Source organism: Nonomuraea polychroma, assembly GCF_004011505.1.
In the GTDB taxonomy this organism is placed as follows: Bacteria; Actinomycetota; Actinomycetes; order Streptosporangiales; family Streptosporangiaceae; genus Nonomuraea; species Nonomuraea polychroma.
Map to the genome: position 1 here is coordinate 6,545,623 of NZ_SAUN01000001.1, position 15,773 is coordinate 6,561,395.

General features: G+C 71.0%; 11 protein-coding genes. 8 read left to right on the top strand and 3 right to left on the bottom strand.

Annotated elements, in window-relative coordinates; genetic code table 11:
• Positions 1-15: 15 nt before the first annotated feature.
• Positions 16-1,047, bottom strand: a complete 1,032-nt coding sequence (locus EDD27_RS29855) for a LacI family DNA-binding transcriptional regulator (protein ID WP_127935334.1) — start codon at positions 1,045-1,047, stop codon at positions 16-18.
• A gap of 134 nt (positions 1,048-1,181) precedes the next feature.
• Between EDD27_RS29855 and EDD27_RS29860 the strand changes: the two genes are divergently transcribed.
• Positions 1,182-2,105 carry a DMT family transporter gene (locus EDD27_RS29860; protein WP_206641717.1) on the top strand — a complete coding sequence of 308 codons (924 nt, stop codon included), beginning with the start codon at positions 1,182-1,184 and terminating at the stop codon, positions 2,103-2,105.
• Between the two features lie 82 nt (positions 2,106-2,187).
• Here the strand turns inward: EDD27_RS29860 and EDD27_RS29865 are convergent, their stop codons facing one another.
• Positions 2,188-2,859, bottom strand: coding sequence for a DoxX family protein (locus EDD27_RS29865; protein ID WP_164903842.1), 672 nt, complete (start codon positions 2,857-2,859; stop codon positions 2,188-2,190).
• A gap of 35 nt (positions 2,860-2,894) precedes the next feature.
• Entirely contained in the window at positions 2,895-4,424 is a 1,530-nt protein-coding gene (locus EDD27_RS29870; RefSeq protein ID WP_127935337.1) for an MFS transporter, read from the bottom strand.
• Positions 4,425-4,677: 253 nt separating this feature from the next.
• Between EDD27_RS29870 and EDD27_RS29875 the strand changes: the two genes are divergently transcribed.
• The 7 genes from EDD27_RS29875 to EDD27_RS29905 all read left to right on the top strand — a co-directional run bounded on the left by EDD27_RS29875 (position 4,678) and on the right by EDD27_RS29905 (position 15,487).
• A complete protein-coding gene (locus EDD27_RS29875) occupies positions 4,678-6,417 on the top strand; it encodes a tetratricopeptide repeat protein (RefSeq protein WP_241564330.1) in 1,740 nt (579 codons plus the stop codon).
• 15 nt (positions 6,418-6,432) lie between these two features.
• Positions 6,433-7,329: a haloalkane dehalogenase gene (locus EDD27_RS29880; RefSeq protein ID WP_127935339.1), complete on the top strand. Its 897-nt coding sequence runs from the start codon at positions 6,433-6,435 to the stop codon at positions 7,327-7,329.
• 64 nt (positions 7,330-7,393) lie between these two features.
• Positions 7,394-9,742: an AAA family ATPase gene (locus EDD27_RS29885; RefSeq protein WP_127935340.1), complete on the top strand. Its 2,349-nt coding sequence runs from the start codon at positions 7,394-7,396 to the stop codon at positions 9,740-9,742.
• A 140-nt stretch (positions 9,743-9,882) separates the two neighbouring features.
• Positions 9,883-10,866 carry an ABC transporter permease gene (locus EDD27_RS29890; RefSeq protein ID WP_127935341.1) on the top strand — a complete coding sequence of 328 codons (984 nt, stop codon included), beginning with the start codon at positions 9,883-9,885 and terminating at the stop codon, positions 10,864-10,866.
• The gene (locus EDD27_RS29895) at positions 10,866-11,768 is read left to right on the top strand and encodes an ABC transporter permease (RefSeq protein WP_127935342.1); all 903 of its coding nucleotides are present in this window, start codon (positions 10,866-10,868) and stop codon (positions 11,766-11,768) included. The genes EDD27_RS29890 and EDD27_RS29895 overlap by 1 nt, the downstream gene beginning before the upstream one ends.
• Positions 11,765-13,780 carry a dipeptide ABC transporter ATP-binding protein gene (locus tag EDD27_RS29900; protein WP_127935343.1) on the top strand — a complete coding sequence of 672 codons (2,016 nt, stop codon included), beginning with the start codon at positions 11,765-11,767 and terminating at the stop codon, positions 13,778-13,780. Before EDD27_RS29895 ends, EDD27_RS29900 begins: the two co-directional genes overlap by 4 nt.
• Before the next feature lie 39 nt (positions 13,781-13,819).
• Positions 13,820-15,487 (top strand): ABC transporter family substrate-binding protein, encoded by a 1,668-nt coding sequence (locus EDD27_RS29905; protein ID WP_127935344.1) that lies wholly within the window; start codon positions 13,820-13,822, stop codon positions 15,485-15,487.
• Positions 15,488-15,773: the final 286 nt, after the last annotated feature.

Here is a 15,773-nt window from a genome sequence, read left to right on the forward strand (position 1 = left end):
TAACTAATGAAACAATCAGCGCCGGGCGGGCCCGGTGGAGCCGCGGACGATCAGCTCCGTGGCCAAGGACACGTGCAGTGCCTCCACGGCGTGCCTGCTGAGCAGGCGCATGAGCAGCGTGACCGCCATCCGGCCCATCTCCTGCAAGGGCTGGCGGACGGTGGTGAGCGGCGGCGACGTCGCCCGGCTGACGTCGATGTCGTCGAAACCCGCCACCGACAGGTCGCCGGGCACGCTCAGCCCGCGCTCGGCGGCCGCCCGCAACGCACCGACCGCCATCTTGTCGTTGAACGCCACCAGCGCCGTCGGCCGCTCCGGCAGGTCGAGCAGCTCGCCGGCCGCCCGGTGACCGTGCTCGATGGTCGGCTCCGGCACGCTGCGCAGCAGGCCGGGCTCGGGCAGCACGCCCGCGTCGGCCAGCGAGGCGGTGTAGCCGGCCAGCCTGGCCTCGCTGGACAACCACGCCACCGGGCCGCCGATGATCCCGACCCGGCGGTGGCCCAGCCCGACGACGTGCGCCATCAGCCCCCGCGCGCCCGCGAAATGGGCGGCCGACACCGCGGGGACGTCCTTCGGCGCCGGGGTGCTCGGGTCGATCACCACGAACGGGAAACCGCGGTCGCGCAGGCGTACGAGCTCCTCGCCCGGCTCAGGAGGCAGGATCAGGATCGCGCCGGCGACACCTGGCCGGTCGGGCAGTCCGGGCAGCACGGCGGCGCCTTGGGCGGCCTCGCCCGCGCCGAGGACCATCTGACGACCATGCAGCTCGATCGTCTCCCCCACGGAAGAGACGATGAGCCCGAAGTAGTCGGTCAGCAGGTACGGGCAGCGGACGTACACGGCTCCCGGCACGGCGTCGGCCCCCGGGCCGGTGCGCGGTCGGGGCGCCTGGTCGCCGAGCCTGCCGACGGCGCGCAGCACCAGCTCGCGAGTGTGGGGCGCGACGTTGGCACCGCCGTTGAGCACCCGGGAGACCGTGGCGATGGACAGCCCCGTCTCGGCGGCGACGTCGCGCACCGTCGCCCGTGCCCTCCGAGCCCCGGCCATCCGCACCCCCTCTCCGCCGCTCAGGATAGCCATACGTGCCTGCGCGATCTGAGGGCGCGAAATAGGGATATATCCCTACGCGCTCCGGCGCTCCAATCACTACGCTCTCGATGGTTCATCGACGGGAGGCGTGTGTGCAGAGCAAGACCGTGACCGGGTGGCTGCCGGGATTTCTGCTGCTGGCGGCCATCTGGGGCAACAGTTTCTTCTTCATCAAGGTCGCGGTGGGGTCGCTGCATCCGCTGCAGGTGTCGTTCGGCCGGATGGCCATCGGGGCCGCCGTCCTGCTCGTCGCGCTCGCGATCTCCCGGCGGCCGCTCCCCCGCGATCCCCGACTCTGGGGACACTTCCTCATCGCCTCCGTGGTGCTCACCACGCTGCCCTTCACGCTGTTCGCGTACGGCGAGCAGTACGTCTCGTCGGTGGTGGCCGCGATCTGGAACGCCACGACGCCGCTGTGCACGCTGGCCTTCACGCTCATGCTGCGTGCCGAGCGATCGACGCCCGGCCGGGTGACGGGGCTCGGGCTGGGATTCGCCGGGGTCATGGTGGTGCTCGGGGTGTGGCAGCCGATGGACGGCGGGCAACTGGGCGGCAGCCTGGCCTGCTTCGGAGCGGCGTTGTGCTACGGGGTCGGGGGCGCGTACATGGGACGATTCATCATCGGGCGCCGTTCCGAGCCCGCTGTGGCGCTGGCGGCCGGGCAGCTCGTCACGGGAACCTTCCAGCTCGCCGCCATCACGGTGATGGCGGGGGTGCCGCTGGTGGACTTCGGGGCGCCTGCCCCGGTGTGGTGGAGCCTGGCGGCCCTCGGCGGGCTCGGGACGGGGCTGGCGTATCTGTTGCTGTACTGGGTGCAGGCGCGGGCGGGGGTGACGACGACGTCGACGGTGACGTACCTGCTGCCGGTGTTCGCTGCGGCGTCCGGCGTGGTGGTGCTGGGTGAGACGATCAGCTGGAACCAGCCCGTGGGGGCGGTCATCATCCTCGCCGCCATCGCTCTCACGCAGGGCGCCCTGAGGAGGTCCCGCGAACGCACCACGGCCCCGGCCGCCTGAGCCGGGCTCCGGGCACGCCAGCCCGGCGGGCAGCTGGAGCACGGCGCGGGCGGGCGGGGGACGGCGATCTCGCGAGAGTGGGTCAGTCGGTGGTGGGGCGGCGGCCGCGGGGGGCGGGTTTCTTGCGGCCCGCCACCAGCGTGTCACCCGGCGCCGGAGCGGGAGCCGGGTCGTCGCCCCGCTTGGATTCGGACGCCTGGCCGCGGGGGCGGGGGTGCGGGGCCGTGTCGTCCGTCGGTGACGCCTCCGAAGGCGGTTCGTCGTCCTGAGCCTTGGCCGGGGTGGACGTGGCCGGGTCGCGGAGCGAGGCGATGACGCGGTCCGCCTCGTTGTCGGCGGCGAACTCCTCAGCCGCCTCCGATTCCCTCCGCCGGATCACCACCATATGGTCCACCGACACCCGCCCGGCTCCGACGACGGCGAGCAGGAGGGACGCGGCTCCCAGGAGGATCAGCTCGTTCGTGGTGATCGGGTTGAGCGGTGTCGCGACCAGGAACACCGCCAGGGCCTCGGCGAACAGGATGAGCCCGGTGATGGACACCGCCAGGCCGGCGATCAGCAGCGCGCCGCCGATGAGTTCGGAGAGCATGGTGACCGTGGCCCAGGCTTGGGGCGCGGGCGCGCCCTGCTCGAGAAATTTCGCCCCGGTGTTGATGAGACCGTTTTCCAGCTTGGTCCAGCCGTTGGCGAAGAAAATGCCGCCCACTCCGACGCGGGCGACTAAAGCGGCAAGATCACGAAGGACCTGTTTCACGGTAATTGTCTGCCCTAACGGGGACATGGCACACCTCAATCACGGCTGAGCAGCATGGCCACCGCCACGGCGGTCAGGCTCAGCAGAACGACGCTCACGACCACGGTCGTGTGCAGGGCGTTGACGAAGGCCCATCGGGCGGCGTCGAGCAGCGCGCCGCCCGTGCTGCCGCCGACCTCGTGCGCGACGTGCGCGGCCGCCGCGAGCGACTGCCTGGCCTTGTCCATGCCGCCCTCGGTCACTCCGGGCACGGCGGGCAGTCCAGGGGCGTAGACGATCGTGGTGATCGTGCCGAGCACGGCCACGCCCATGCCCGCGCCCAGCTCGTACGCGGTCTCCTCGATGGCCGCGGCACCGCCCGCCTGGGACTCCGTGGCCGAGGACATGATCGTGTCGGAGGCGGCGAGCAGCGCGACCTGCACTCCGAACCCGATGCCGACGAAGCAGATCGCCAGCATCAGGGGATGGCTCTCGACGCCCCAGCCCAGCGTGGGGGTCAGGGACAGCGCCACGAGCCCGAGGCCGCCGCTCATCGTCGCCCGCATGCCGATCCTGGGCAGGATGTGGGCCGCGGCGAGCCCGCCGCCGATGGCCGACAACACCAGCGGCAACATCCTGACCGCGGCGCGCAGCGGGCTGTCGCCGAGCACCAGTTGCAGGTATTGGGCGAGCATGAGCTGCAGCCCCACCAGCGCGAACACGCCGAGCAGCACCCCGGCCACACCGGTGGTGAACTCGCGCCGCCGGAACAGCCCGACCTCCAGCAGCGGCACCCGCAGCCGGGTCTGCCGCCGGACGAACACGATCAGCAGGGCCAGCCCGGCCAGGAACACCAGCACGGACGCCCACAGCGGCATCAGGCTGCCCGAACCGGCCTCCTTGAGCCCGAACGCCAGCGCCAGGATCCCGAGCACCGACAACACCGCGCTGACGGCGTCCCAGGGCCGGCCCTTGCGCACCGGCGACTCGGGCAGCAGGCGGACGGCGGCGGGCAGGAGCACCAGCAGGATCGGCACGTTGATGAGGAACACCGAGCCCCACCAGATGCCGACCAGCACGCCGCCGACGAGCGGCCCGACCGCCGCCCCGGCCGCGGCGACCGCGCTCCAGACGCCCAGGGCGATGGCCCGCTCGCGCCGGTCGGTGAACACCTGGCGGATGAGCGAGAGCGTGGCCGGCATGATCATGGCGCCGCCGATGCCGAGCAGTGCCCTGGCGAGGATCAGCGTCAGCGGCGTCGGGGCGAAGGCGGCCGCGGCCGAGGCCACGCCGAACAGGACGTAGCCGCACAACACCAGCCGTTTGCGCCCGTACTTGTCGCCTAGCGTGCCGAACATGATCAGCAGCGGCGCGACCACCAGCGAGTAAATGTCGATGATCCACAGCAGCTGCACCGCCGAGGGCTCCAGCGCGGCCGTGAGCGCGGGCACCGCGATGTGCAGGACCGTGGCGTCGACCGTGATCAGCAGCAGGCTCAGACAGAGCAGTACGAGAATGGACCAGCGGTTGTCTCCGCGCCCGCGATCGGCAGTCCGTACGGGGGGTGCGGCCTGTGTGACGGTCATGGGCCTCCTTGCAGGCCAATCCGTTGACAGGGCCCGCACGTGCTATTCGGTCGGCCGCTTGCGAACCGCGCCTGACGACGCTCGCTCCTTTCGAGCACTGGCGCCCCGGCTCGCGCGCTCCGGCTTGCGTGGCAGCTTAGGCTATGCGACGCGCTTGTCATAGCGGTATCGCCTGATCCACGGTGGCCCGTACCTCTCTAGAGAGATACAGCCATATGTCGGTATCTATCCAACATTCATCCGTCAGCCGATCATGGGTCACGTGGGGACCCATGGAAGTGGCAGCAATGACGATATTCCCGATAGGTCCTCACGCGACTGGTGTGTCGAGGCCCTGACCAGGCTCAACGCAGGTCGCCCGGAGTCCGCGCTGGACGCCGCGCGCCGGGCGGTGGACCTGGATCCGGGCGCCGAGTGGGCGTACCGGCTCATCAGCCTCGCCCACGAGCGGCTGGGCCGTGACGCGGACGCGGTGCCGGCGGCGGAGCGGGCGGTGGAGCTGGCCCGCGGCTCCTGGCCGGCCCGCCTGCGGCTGGCCGCGATCCTGCGCAGGACGCCGGGCCGCTGGCAGGAGGCGGCCGGGCACGCGGAGCTGGCCAGGAAGTTCGCGCCGGAGGAGGCCGACCCCGAGGTCATGCTGGGCGACCTGGCGCTGCTGCGGGGCGACCACGCCGGCGCCGAGTCCTCCTACCTGGAGGCGCTCGCCGCCGACCCCCGGCATCGGCAGGCCCGCGTCAATCTGGGCCTGTCGCTGCTGCGCTGGGACCGTCCGCGCCCGCACCACGATCCGGCCTGGCCGGTGGACCCGCGCGACACCGGCCGGGCCCGGCGGGCGCTGGAGGTGTGGTCACGGCAGTCGCGGCTGCTCGTCGCTCTCGCCACAGTGGCGATCGCGGTGTCGGCGTTGTTCTTCGACTGGGGCGCGCAGGCGCAGCTCGGCGGGTTCGCGGTGCTCGTCCTGCTGGTGCCGCTGACGATCAGGCAGGCGCGGCGGGTCGGCCTCTGGTCGTACGTGCCCGCCATGTTCGGCAGGGACCCGTGGCTGGGCGCGGGCGTCGTGTCGGCCGCGGTGTCGGTGCTCGCGTTCGCCGCGTGGTTGGTGCTGGGGGCGATGCCCTCGGTGCCGACCTCGTTCGATCCGGTGTGGGCGGGGCTGGCGGGCATCGTGGTGCTGGGCTGGCCGGCTCTGGCGGCCGTCCGGGCGCTGGCGGAGGCGTGGCGGGGCCGGCCGCTGGCGGCGCTGGAGCAGTCGCTGCTGGCCGGCGCCGACCGCACCGCCAGGAGGAACGTGGGTGTCACGCTCTGGATCCTGCTCTGCAGGACCTGGTCGGTGCTGGTGCCGGTGGTCGGCGGGGCGCTCGTGGTGGAGCCGCGGGCCGCCCTGGCGGCGCTGGCCGTGCCGTACCCGATGGTGCGCGGCTACCTGCGCGCCCGGCACCGCGACGACGCGTGGCTGGTCACCGCGACGGGGTTGGTCGTGCTCGCCGCCGTGGCCTGCGCGGCGGGCGGGGTTCTGGGCTCGGCGTGGGCCTGGCGCATCGGTCTCGGCGCCCTCGGGGCGGCCGTGGCCGTGTTCGCGGCGCGGGCGTTGCGGGCGTGGTGGCGGGGCGGGCCGGGGCCGTGGCGGTCCTCACTGATCATGTGCGACCTGCCCATGGGCGCCGCGCCGTCCGTCCCGCTGACCCCTGAGGTGCGCCAGACCTTCTCGTACGCCCGCAGCATCGTCCTGTCCTACGGCGACCAGCTGGGTCCCCGGGTCGTGGGGGCGGCCGCGTCCGTCACGTCCACCGGCGAGCTGCGGCTGATCGCGGAGACCGAGGCGTGGGAGGCGATCGAGGCCGACCCCCGGGTGGCGGTGTTCGCGGCCGACCCGCTGCAGCGGCGGTTCTGGGTGGAGGTGCGGGGCATCGCCCTGCCTGACTCGGACATCCTGCGCGTCACCCCGAAAGAGGTGCTCGTCGGCGAATTCCCTGGGCGACACCAGCGCCGCTGACTAGAATATAGTTCTATGCGAACCTTGCGCACGCCCGAGGAACGTTTCGCGGATCTGCCCGATTTCCCCTACGAGCCTCGGTACGCAGAGGTGGCCGACGGCCTGCGCATGGCCTACGTGGAGGCGGGACCCGGTGACGGCCAGCCCGTCGTGCTGCTGCACGGTGAGCCGACCTGGTCCTTCCTCTACCGGCACGTCATGCCCGAGCTGGCCGCGGCCGGGCTGCGCGCGATCGCGGTCGACCTGGTCGGGTTCGGCCGCTCCGACAAGCCTGCCGACATCTCCGACCACACCTACGCCAGGCACGTCGAATGGACCCGCGCCCTGCTGCTGGACGCGCTCACACTGAGCGGCGTCACCGTGGTCGGCCAGGACTGGGGCGGGCTGATCGGATTGCGGATCGCGGCCGAGCACCCCGGGAGCGTCGCCAGGATCGTGGCGGCCAACACGGGCTTGCCCACGGGTGACATTCCCATGCCCGAGGTGTGGCACCGGTTCAAGGACGCGGTGCTGAAGGCCCCGGTGCTCGACATCGCCAGATTGGTCCAGGCGGGCTGCAAGAGCGAGCTGCCCGCGGAGGTGCGGGCGGCCTACGACGCGCCGTTCCCCGACGAGTCGTACAAGGCGGGTCCGCGGGCCATGCCGGGGCTCGTGCCGATCAGCCCCGACGATCCCGCCGCACCGGCCAACCGCGCTGCCTGGGAGGTCCTCACGACGCTCGATCGGCCGTTCCTGGTGGCGTTCTCCGACGGAGATCCGATCACCGGCGGCATGGCGCCCATTCTCCTCAAATCGATCTCGGGCACGTCCGGCCTGGCCCACCCTGTGATCCACGGTGCGGGACACTTCCTCCAGGAGGACGCGGGGGCGGAACTCGGGCGGCGGATCGCCGCTTTCGTGACCTCCACCTAGCGTGTCAGGAGCCCCCACTCTTCGGTCCCGTGCGGTATAACCGGGGGCGGACCGGGGAGGCGTGATGCGTGAGTCCGGCAGGGCCCAGGCCGCGGGGCGGGCCGCAGCGCGGGATCTGTTCGAGCAGGTGCGGGAGCGTTATGACCGGATTCCCCCGGCCATACGGCGCGTGCTCTACGTGGTCGCGCTGGTGGCCACCATGGGGGTGGGCGCGGCGCTCGGCTGGAACCTGGGCGCGACGTTCGTCATCACGCTGGTGCTCCTCGCCTTCATCGCGCTGACCATGCGTTTCCCCCGGGCCGCCGCCACCACGCTCGTGGTCGCGGGCTGGGTCGTGGTGGCGCTGTGGCTGTTCAGCGCGCTCTATCCGCCCGGCTCCATGGCCGTGCACCTCATGGTCGGGCTGGCGCTCCTCGTGGCCGCCGCCGCACATCTCATCCGCTGGGTGCCGCCGTGGGTGACCACGCTGGCGGCGCTCATTCCCGCGGGCATGCTCGCCGCCGCGCTGGCGCCCGTGTCGCCCAACGTCTCGGTGTGGGTGGGCTACGGCGCGGCACTGACCGTGCTCGTCTACCGTTTCGTGCTCGCCCGCCAGGCCAAGGCGGCGAGCGCCGCGGTCGAGGAACAGGTCCGGGTGAGGGTGCGGGAGGGCAGGCCGGACGCGCCGCACGACAGGGGCGGCGCGCCGCCGCAGATCTCCGTGGAGGAGGCGCTCGGCGAGCTGGAGAGCATGATCGGGCTGGCTCCGGTCAAGGAGCAGGTGCGCTCGATCGCCGCCTCCATCGAGGCGTCCAGGCTGCGGGCCGAGGCCGGCTACACCAGCGAGCGGCCCACCAGGCACTTCGTGTTCGTCGGCCCGCCGGGCACCGGCAAGACCAGCGTGGCCCGCGCGCTCGCCAAGATCTTCTACGCGTTCGGCCTGCTGGAGACCCCTTACGTGGTCGAGGCGCAGCGGGCCGACCTGGTGGGCGAGTTCCTGGGCGCGACCGCGATCAAGACCAACGAGCTGGTCGACCGGGCGCTCGGCGGCGTGTTGTTCATCGACGAGGCGTACGGGCTGGTCAACTCCTCCGACGGCCAGCCCGACCGGTTCGGCGCCGAGGCCGTGCAGACCCTGCTCAAGCGGGCCGAGGACGACCGCGACCGACTGATCATCATCCTGGCCGGCTACGAGCAGGAGATGAGCGGGTTCCTGTCCAGCAACCCGGGCCTGGCCAGCAGGTTCGCCACGAGGGTGCGTTTCCCCGGCTACTCCCCCGCCGAGCTGGTCGAGGTCACCGAGCTGCTCCAGCGGCGCAGGGGCGACGCGATGGGCCAGGACACCCGGCGCGCGCTGCTCGGCATGTACGAGGACGTGCACCGGCGCGGCCTGGTCGACGAGCTGGGCAACGCCAGGTTCGCGCGCAGCCTGGTCGAGGCCGCCGCGCAGGCCCGCGACGTGCGCGTGGTGGGCGCCGGCGGCACGCCGAGCACGCAGGACCTGGTGACCACCACGACGGCGGACGTCACGAAGGCGTTCGAGGAGCTGACCGCGCGGTTCCGCGGCTACGTCGCCACCCCGACGCTGGAGGAGGCGCTGGCCGACCTCGACAGGATGGCCGGCCTCGCGCCGGTCAAGCGGCAGGTCCACGCGATCGCCGCCCAGCTCCAGGTGGCGCGCATGCGGCAGGAGCGGGGCCTGCCCACGCCACAGCAGATGCGGCACTTCGTGTTCGCCGGCCCGCCCGGCACCGGCAAGACCACGGTCGCCAGAGTGCTGGGCCGGATCTTCGCCGCGCTGGGCCTGCTGGCCCGGCCCGACGTGGTCGAGGCGCACCGGGCCGACCTGGTGGGCCAGCATCTCGGCGCCACCGCGATCAAGACCAACGAGCTGGTCGACCGGGCGCTCGGCGGGGTGTTGTTCATCGACGAGGCCTACAGCCTGGTCAACCCCGGCTACCAAGGCGGCGACGCGTTCGGCGCCGAAGCCGTGCAGACGCTGCTCAAACGGGCCGAGGACGACCGCGACCGGCTCGTCATCGTGCTGGCCGGCTACGAGCGCGAGATGGACGCGTTCCTGGCCACCAACCCCGGCCTGGCCAGCCGGTTCAACCAGCGTGTCGCCTTCCCCAGCTACTCGCCGCAGGAGCTGACCGAGATCGCGGTGCTGCTCGCCGAGAAGTCGGGCGACTCGTTCGACGAGGACGCGCTGCGCAACCTCGACGAGGTGTTCGCCTGGGTGTGCGAGGAGCGGCTCATCGACGGGCTCGGCAACGGGCGTTTCGCCAGGTCCCTGTTCGAGCGCGCGGCCATGCGCCGCGACGTCCGGCTGGCCGCGCACGCCGCGCGCGGCGGGTCCGCCAGCTCGGCCGACCTCACCACGATCACGAGCGAGGACGTCGCCACGGCGGTGGACGAACTTTCCGGACGCTGACGTCCTCCGGCTCCGGCTCTCCCGGCACTGACGTTCTCCGGCGGTTGCGTGCGCGGAGCCGCTCGCATGGTGTAGCTATATGACTACGGTGTGCCATTTTCAGCGGCTCGCCCGCATGCCGTGCGCGTCGGAGGGGGACGATGGCCGGATTCCTGGTTCGCAGACTCCTCTCGTACGCCGTGCTCGTCGCGGTGGCCGCCAGTCTCGCCTACCTCCTGGCGGCGACGGCCCTCGACCCGCGCTCCAACTACGCCGACCGCACGCCGAAGCCGCCGCCCGCCGTGGTCGACGCCCAGCTCAGCGCGCTCAACCTCAACGACAAGACGCCCCTGCTGCAGCGTTACGCCACATGGGCGGCCGGCGTGCTGCGCGGCGACTTCGGCAAGTCGGTCGTGGGCTCACCGGTCAACGAGGATCTCAAGCGCCGCATGGGCGTCACGTTCCGGCTGGTCGTGCTCGGGCTGGTGTTCGGGAGCGTGCTCGGGGTGCTCCTCGGGGCGCTGGCGGCGGTCCGGCAGTACGGATGGTTCGACCGGCTCTCGACCGGCCTGTCGTTCCTGGTGCTCGCGGTGCCCGTGGTCGTGCTGGCCAACATGCTGATCCTGGTGGCGACATGGGCCAACGAACAGGTCTTCGGCCGCCAGGTGTTCCTGGTCAGCGGCGAATACAGCTCCGGTCTCGACGCCGGGTTCTGGGGACAGGTGGTGGACCGGCTGCAACACCTGATCCTGCCGACGATCTCACTGTCGATCGGGCTCATCGCGGTCTTCAGCCGCTACCAGCGCAACATGATGCTCGACGTGCTGGGCGCCGACTTCCTGCGCACGGCCATGGCCAAGGGCCTGAGCAGGCGCAAGGCGCTCGTCAGGCACGCGCTGCGGACCGCGTTGATCCCCGTGGTGACCTATTTCGCGTTCATGTTCGGGGCGCTGCTGACCGGGGCGACGTTCACGGAGAAGATCTTCGGCTGGCACGGGCTCGGCGAGCAGCTGATCAACTCGATCTTCAGCAACGACGTCAACACCGTCGCGGCCATCTCCCTCCTCGCCGCGATCTCCGTGTTGTGCGCCTCGCTCGCCTCCGATCTGCTGCACGCGGCGCTCGATCCCAGGGTGCGGGCCTGATGACGCTGCACGAGGAGGAGGTGGCCGAGGAACTGTCCGACGGCGTCCTGATCAGGAACCCGTCGCGGACACGGGTGGTCGCCGGGCGGTTCTTCCGCTCCCGTCAGGGGCTGGCCGGGTTCGTGGTGCTGGCGCTGATGTTCCTGCTGGCGTTCGCCGGGCCGCTGTTCAGCCGGTGGAGCTACACGGACAAGGATTTCACGGCGTTCCTGCAGCCTCCGTCGTCCTCCCATTGGTTCGGAACGCTCCAGACGGGTGCCGATGTCTACGCGGTGACCCTGCGCGGCATGCAGAAGTCGCTGGTCGTGGGCCTCCTGGCGGCTCTGGTGTCCACGGCGCTCGCGGCCGTGGTCGGGGCGTTCGCCGGCTACTTCCTGGGGTGGACCGACCGGGTGCTGAGCTGGGTGACCGACCTGCTGCTCGTGTTGCCCGCGTTCCTGATCCTGGCGATCATGTCGCCGCTGTTCGAGTCGGGGCAGTGGCCACTCTTCGTGATCATGCTGGCGTTGTTCCTGTGGATGGTCACCTCCAAGATCGTCAGAGGGATGGCGATCTCGCTGAAGGAGCGGGAGTTCATCCAGGCGGCCCGCTACATGGGGGTGCCGGCGACGCGGATCGTGTTCCGTCACGTGATCCCCAACCTGTCGTCGCTGCTGATCGTGGACGCCACGCTCAACGTCAGCGCCGCGATTCTCACTGAGACCTCGCTGTCGTACTTCGGGTTCGGCATCCAGCCGCCGGACGTGTCGTTCGGCACGCTCATCGCCGACGGCTCCAAGACGGCCACGTACGCGCCGTGGACGTTCTGGTTCGTGGCCGGGCTGCTGGTGGTCACGGTGCTCGCGGTCAACCTCATCGGCGACGCGCTCCGTGACGCGTTCGACCCGGCGGCGAAACGATGAGCCCGGTCCTCGAGGTGAGCGACCTCAACGTGTGGTTCGGCGACGTGCCCGCCGTACGCGGGGTCAGCTACGCCCTGCAGCCCGGCGAGGTCCTCGGCATCGTCGGCGAGTCCGGCTCGGGCAAGTCGGTCACCTCGGCCGCCGTCATGGGGCTGCTGCCGCCCGGAGCGCGCGTCTCCGGGTCCGTACGGCTGCACGGCAAGGAGCTGATCGGGGCCCCGGAGCGAGAGCTGACCGCCTTCCGCGGCAAGACCATGTCGATGGTGTTCCAGGATCCGCTGTCGGCGCTCACACCGGTCTACCGGGTCGGCGACCAGATCGCCGAGGCCGTGCGCGTGCACCAGCGGGTCAGCAAGGAGACCGCCCTGGTCAAGGCCATCGAGTTGCTGGAGCTCGTCGGCATCCCGCGTCCGGCCGAGCGGGCGCTGGCCTTCCCGCACGAGTTCTCCGGCGGCATGCGGCAGCGCGTGGTGATCGCGATGGCCATCGCCAACGACCCCGACGTGATCATCTGCGATGAGCCGACCACGGCGCTCGACGTCACCATCCAGGCGCAGGTGCTGGAGGTGCTGAAGACAGCGCAGCGGAAGACCGGCGCCGCGATCATCATGATCACGCACGATCTCGGGGTGGTGGCCGGTTTCGCCGACCGGGTGCTGGTCATGTACGCCGGCCGCCCGGTCGAGGTGGGCGACGTGGACGACATCTATTACGGGCCGCGCATGCCGTACACCGTGGGCCTGCTGAGCTCCGTGCCGCGCGTGGACCGGGGCGGACGGCGGCCGCTCGTGCCGATCGAGGGCAACCCGCCCTCCCCGGCGGCGCTGCCGCCGGGGTGCCCGTTCGCGCCGCGCTGCCCTTTGAAGGTGGACGCGTGCGACGAGGGAGAGCCGCCGCTGTTCGAGGTCGGGGCCGGGCATCGGGCCGCGTGCATCCGCTGGGACGAGGTCCATCCGCCGGGGCCGCCGGAGCCCGCAGGGCCGCGGGAGCCCCGGGTGGCCCGCGGCGAGCGCACCGTGCTGGAGGTCCGCGGCCTCGTCAAGGACTATCCGCTGGTACGCGGGGCGGTGTTCAAGCGCCGGGTGGGCACCGTGCACGCCGTGGCCGGGGTCGGGTTCGACGTCCGGCAGGGTGAGACGCTCGGGCTGGTCGGCGAGTCGGGCAGCGGCAAGACGACCACGCTGACGCAGATCCTGGAGCTGGCCAAGCCGCAGGAGGGCCGCATCGTCGTGCTCGGGCACGACACGGCCCGGCTCGGCCGGGCGGAGCGCACCGCGATCAGGCGGGACATGCAGGTCGTCTTCCAGGATCCGATGGCCTCGCTCGACCCGCGCATGACCGTGCACGACATCCTGGCCGAGCCGCTGCGCACGCACGGGCTGCGCTCCCCCGGGCGGCGGGTCACCGAGTTGCTGTCCCTGGTCGGGCTCGAGGTCTCGCACGCCGCCCGCTACCCGCAGGACTTCTCGGGCGGGCAGCGGCAGCGCATCGGCATCGCCCGGGCGCTCGCGCTGGAGCCCAAGCTGGTCGTGCTGGACGAGCCCGTCTCGGCGCTCGACGTGTCGATCCAGGCCGGGATCATCAACCTGCTCGACGCGCTGAAGGCCAGGCTCGGGCTGTCCTATCTGTTCGTGGCGCACGACCTGGCCGTGGTGCGGTACATCGCCGACCGGGTCGCCGTGATGCATCTCGGCAAGATTGCCGAGATCGGACAGGTGGATGCGCTCTATGAGGCTCCGGCGCATCCGTACACACAGGCTTTGTTGTCGGCGATCCCGCTGCCCGATCCGGTACGCGAGCGGTCACGGCAGCGGATCCTGCTCCACGGCGATCTGCCCAGCCCGGCTCATCCCCCGACGGGCTGCCGTTTCCGCACCAGGTGTCCCAAGTTCCGTGCCGAGCTGACCGACGAAGAACGCAAGCTCTGCGTGGACGTCGAGCCCGAGGTGCGGCCGGTGGGCGGGGACCAGGGCGCGGCCTGCCACTACGCCGAGCGGCGTGAAATCGTATAAAGGGGGAGGAATCGCTCAATGAAGGCAGCATGTCTTATTGTGGCCGCCACCATGGTCGTGGCCCTGGGAGGGTGCGGCGGCGGGGCGGGAATCGGTCCGGGGGGCAGAGACAGCGCCGGCGACGACCGTACGGTCAAGGCCTCCGACATCAATCCGCAGCCACGTGACAAGCTCAAGGACGGCGGGACGCTGCGGTGGGGCATCAACGAGTTCCCCGCGCAGTGGAACAGGAACCACGTGGACGGCAACCTGGCCGTGGCCGCCTCGGTCAGCAACGCACTGCTGCCGTCGCCGTTCCTGTCGGACGAGAAGGCGGAGATCTCCGTCAACCGGGACTATGTGCTGGACGCGAAGGTCAGCGATCAGCGGCCCAAGCAGGTGGTGACGTACACGCTGAACCCGAAGGCGCACTGGTCCGACGGGCGACCGATCACGTGGGCCGACTACCAGGCGCAGTGGCAGGCGCTGAACGGCCGGGACTCGGATTACCGCATCGTCTCACCCACCGGCTACCAGGACATCGAGAAGGTGGCGCGGGGGAAGGACGACTTCGAGGTGATCGTCACGTTCGTCCGGCCGTTCGCGGACTGGAAGTCGCTCTTCGGGCCGCTGCTGCCCGCCGCGACCAACCGCACGCCGGAGGCCTTCAACACCTCCTGGCTGAACAAGATCCCCGTGACGGCCGGGCCGTTCAAGTTCGGGGGTTTCGATCAGACGGCCAAGACGATCACGCTGGTCCGGGACGATGCCTGGTGGGGCGAGCGGGCCAAGCTCGACAAGATCATTTTTCGCGCATCTGAGCAGGACTCGCTGATCGGGGCGTTCAGCAACGGCGAGCTCGACATCATCGACGTGGGCCCGTCCGCCCCCGACTACGCGCGGGCGAAGGCCACGGCGGGGGCACAGGTACGCCAGGCGGCGGGGCCCGACTTCCGGCATTTCACCTTCAACGGGTCGAGCGAGCTGCTGCGGGACCGGAACGTGCGGCAGGCCATCCAGCTGGGCATCAATCGGCAGGCCATCGCGCAGTCCGACCTGCAGGGGCTGAGCTGGCCGATCGCGCTGCTGAACAACCACTTCTTCATGAACACCCAGGAGGGTTACCAGGACAATGCGGGGGCTCTGGGGGTGTACAACCCGCAGCGGGCGCGGCAGTTGCTGGACGCGGCCGGGTGGAAGCTGAACGGGACGGTCAGACAGAAGAACGGCAAGACTCTGGATCTGCGGTTCGTGGTGCCGTCCGGGGTGCAGCTCAGCAAGTCGGAGGGCGAGCTGGCGCAGAGCATGCTCGCGCAGATCGGGGTGAAGCTGACGATCAAGGCGGTGCCGAGTGACGACTTCTTCACCAATTACGTGATCCCGGGGAACTTCGACATCACGCCGTTCGCGTACATCGGCACGCCGTTCCCGGTGTCCAGCAGTTACGGCATCTACGTGAACTCGGCGGACGGGAAGACGTGGAACGCGAACTTCGGGCGTACCGGGTCGGCGGCCATCGACAAGGCCATGAGCCGGGCCGCGCAGAGCCTGGACCCGGTGCAGGCGCGTGCGGCCACCAACGCGGCCGACAAGCTGATCTGGGAGGAGGTGAACGTGTTGCCGCTCTACCAGCGGCCGCAGATGGTCGCGACCAAGGCGACACTGGCGAACGTGGGGGCACGCGGCTTCTACGACCTCCGCTACGAGAACATCGGCTTCATGCGCTGACCCGCCCGGCACCACAACATCGGCCTCAAGCGCAAACCCACCCGGCACCACAACATCGGCCTCAAGCGCAAACCCACCGGGCACCGCTCACACGTCGGCAGGAGGCGTGGTAGCCGGTGAGTTGCTCCTGTACGACGGTCGTGTCCAGCGGGCCCGTGATCGTGGCGGCCCGGCGCCCCCTGCCGCCCTTTTAAGAGCCTTTGGGAACCCCCTCGGGCTGGGCGCCGCACTGCGTGCCTTCGGCCCGCTGGACTCGCCGCAGACGGCCCACAGCCCGACACGATCG

Excerpts from the sequence above, each read along its gene's own strand:
- EDD27_RS29900 (WP_127935343.1), top strand. The coding sequence starts at position 11,765 with ATGAGCCCGGTCCTCGAGGTGAGCGACCTCAACGTGTGGTTCGGCGAC.
- EDD27_RS29880 (WP_127935339.1), top strand. The coding sequence starts at position 6,433 with ATGCGAACCTTGCGCACGCCCGAGGAACGTTTCGCGGATCTGCCCGAT.
- EDD27_RS29885 (WP_127935340.1), top strand. The coding sequence starts at position 7,394 with ATGCGTGAGTCCGGCAGGGCCCAGGCCGCGGGGCGGGCCGCAGCGCGG.
- EDD27_RS29855 (WP_127935334.1), bottom strand. The coding sequence starts at position 1,047 with ATGGCCGGGGCTCGGAGGGCACGGGCGACGGTGCGCGACGTCGCCGCC.
- EDD27_RS29875 (WP_241564330.1), top strand. The coding sequence starts at position 4,678 with ATGGGTCACGTGGGGACCCATGGAAGTGGCAGCAATGACGATATTCCC.
- EDD27_RS29870 (WP_127935337.1), bottom strand. The coding sequence starts at position 4,424 with ATGACCGTCACACAGGCCGCACCCCCCGTACGGACTGCCGATCGCGGG.
- EDD27_RS29890 (WP_127935341.1), top strand. The coding sequence starts at position 9,883 with ATGGCCGGATTCCTGGTTCGCAGACTCCTCTCGTACGCCGTGCTCGTC.
- EDD27_RS29895 (WP_127935342.1), top strand. The coding sequence starts at position 10,866 with ATGACGCTGCACGAGGAGGAGGTGGCCGAGGAACTGTCCGACGGCGTC.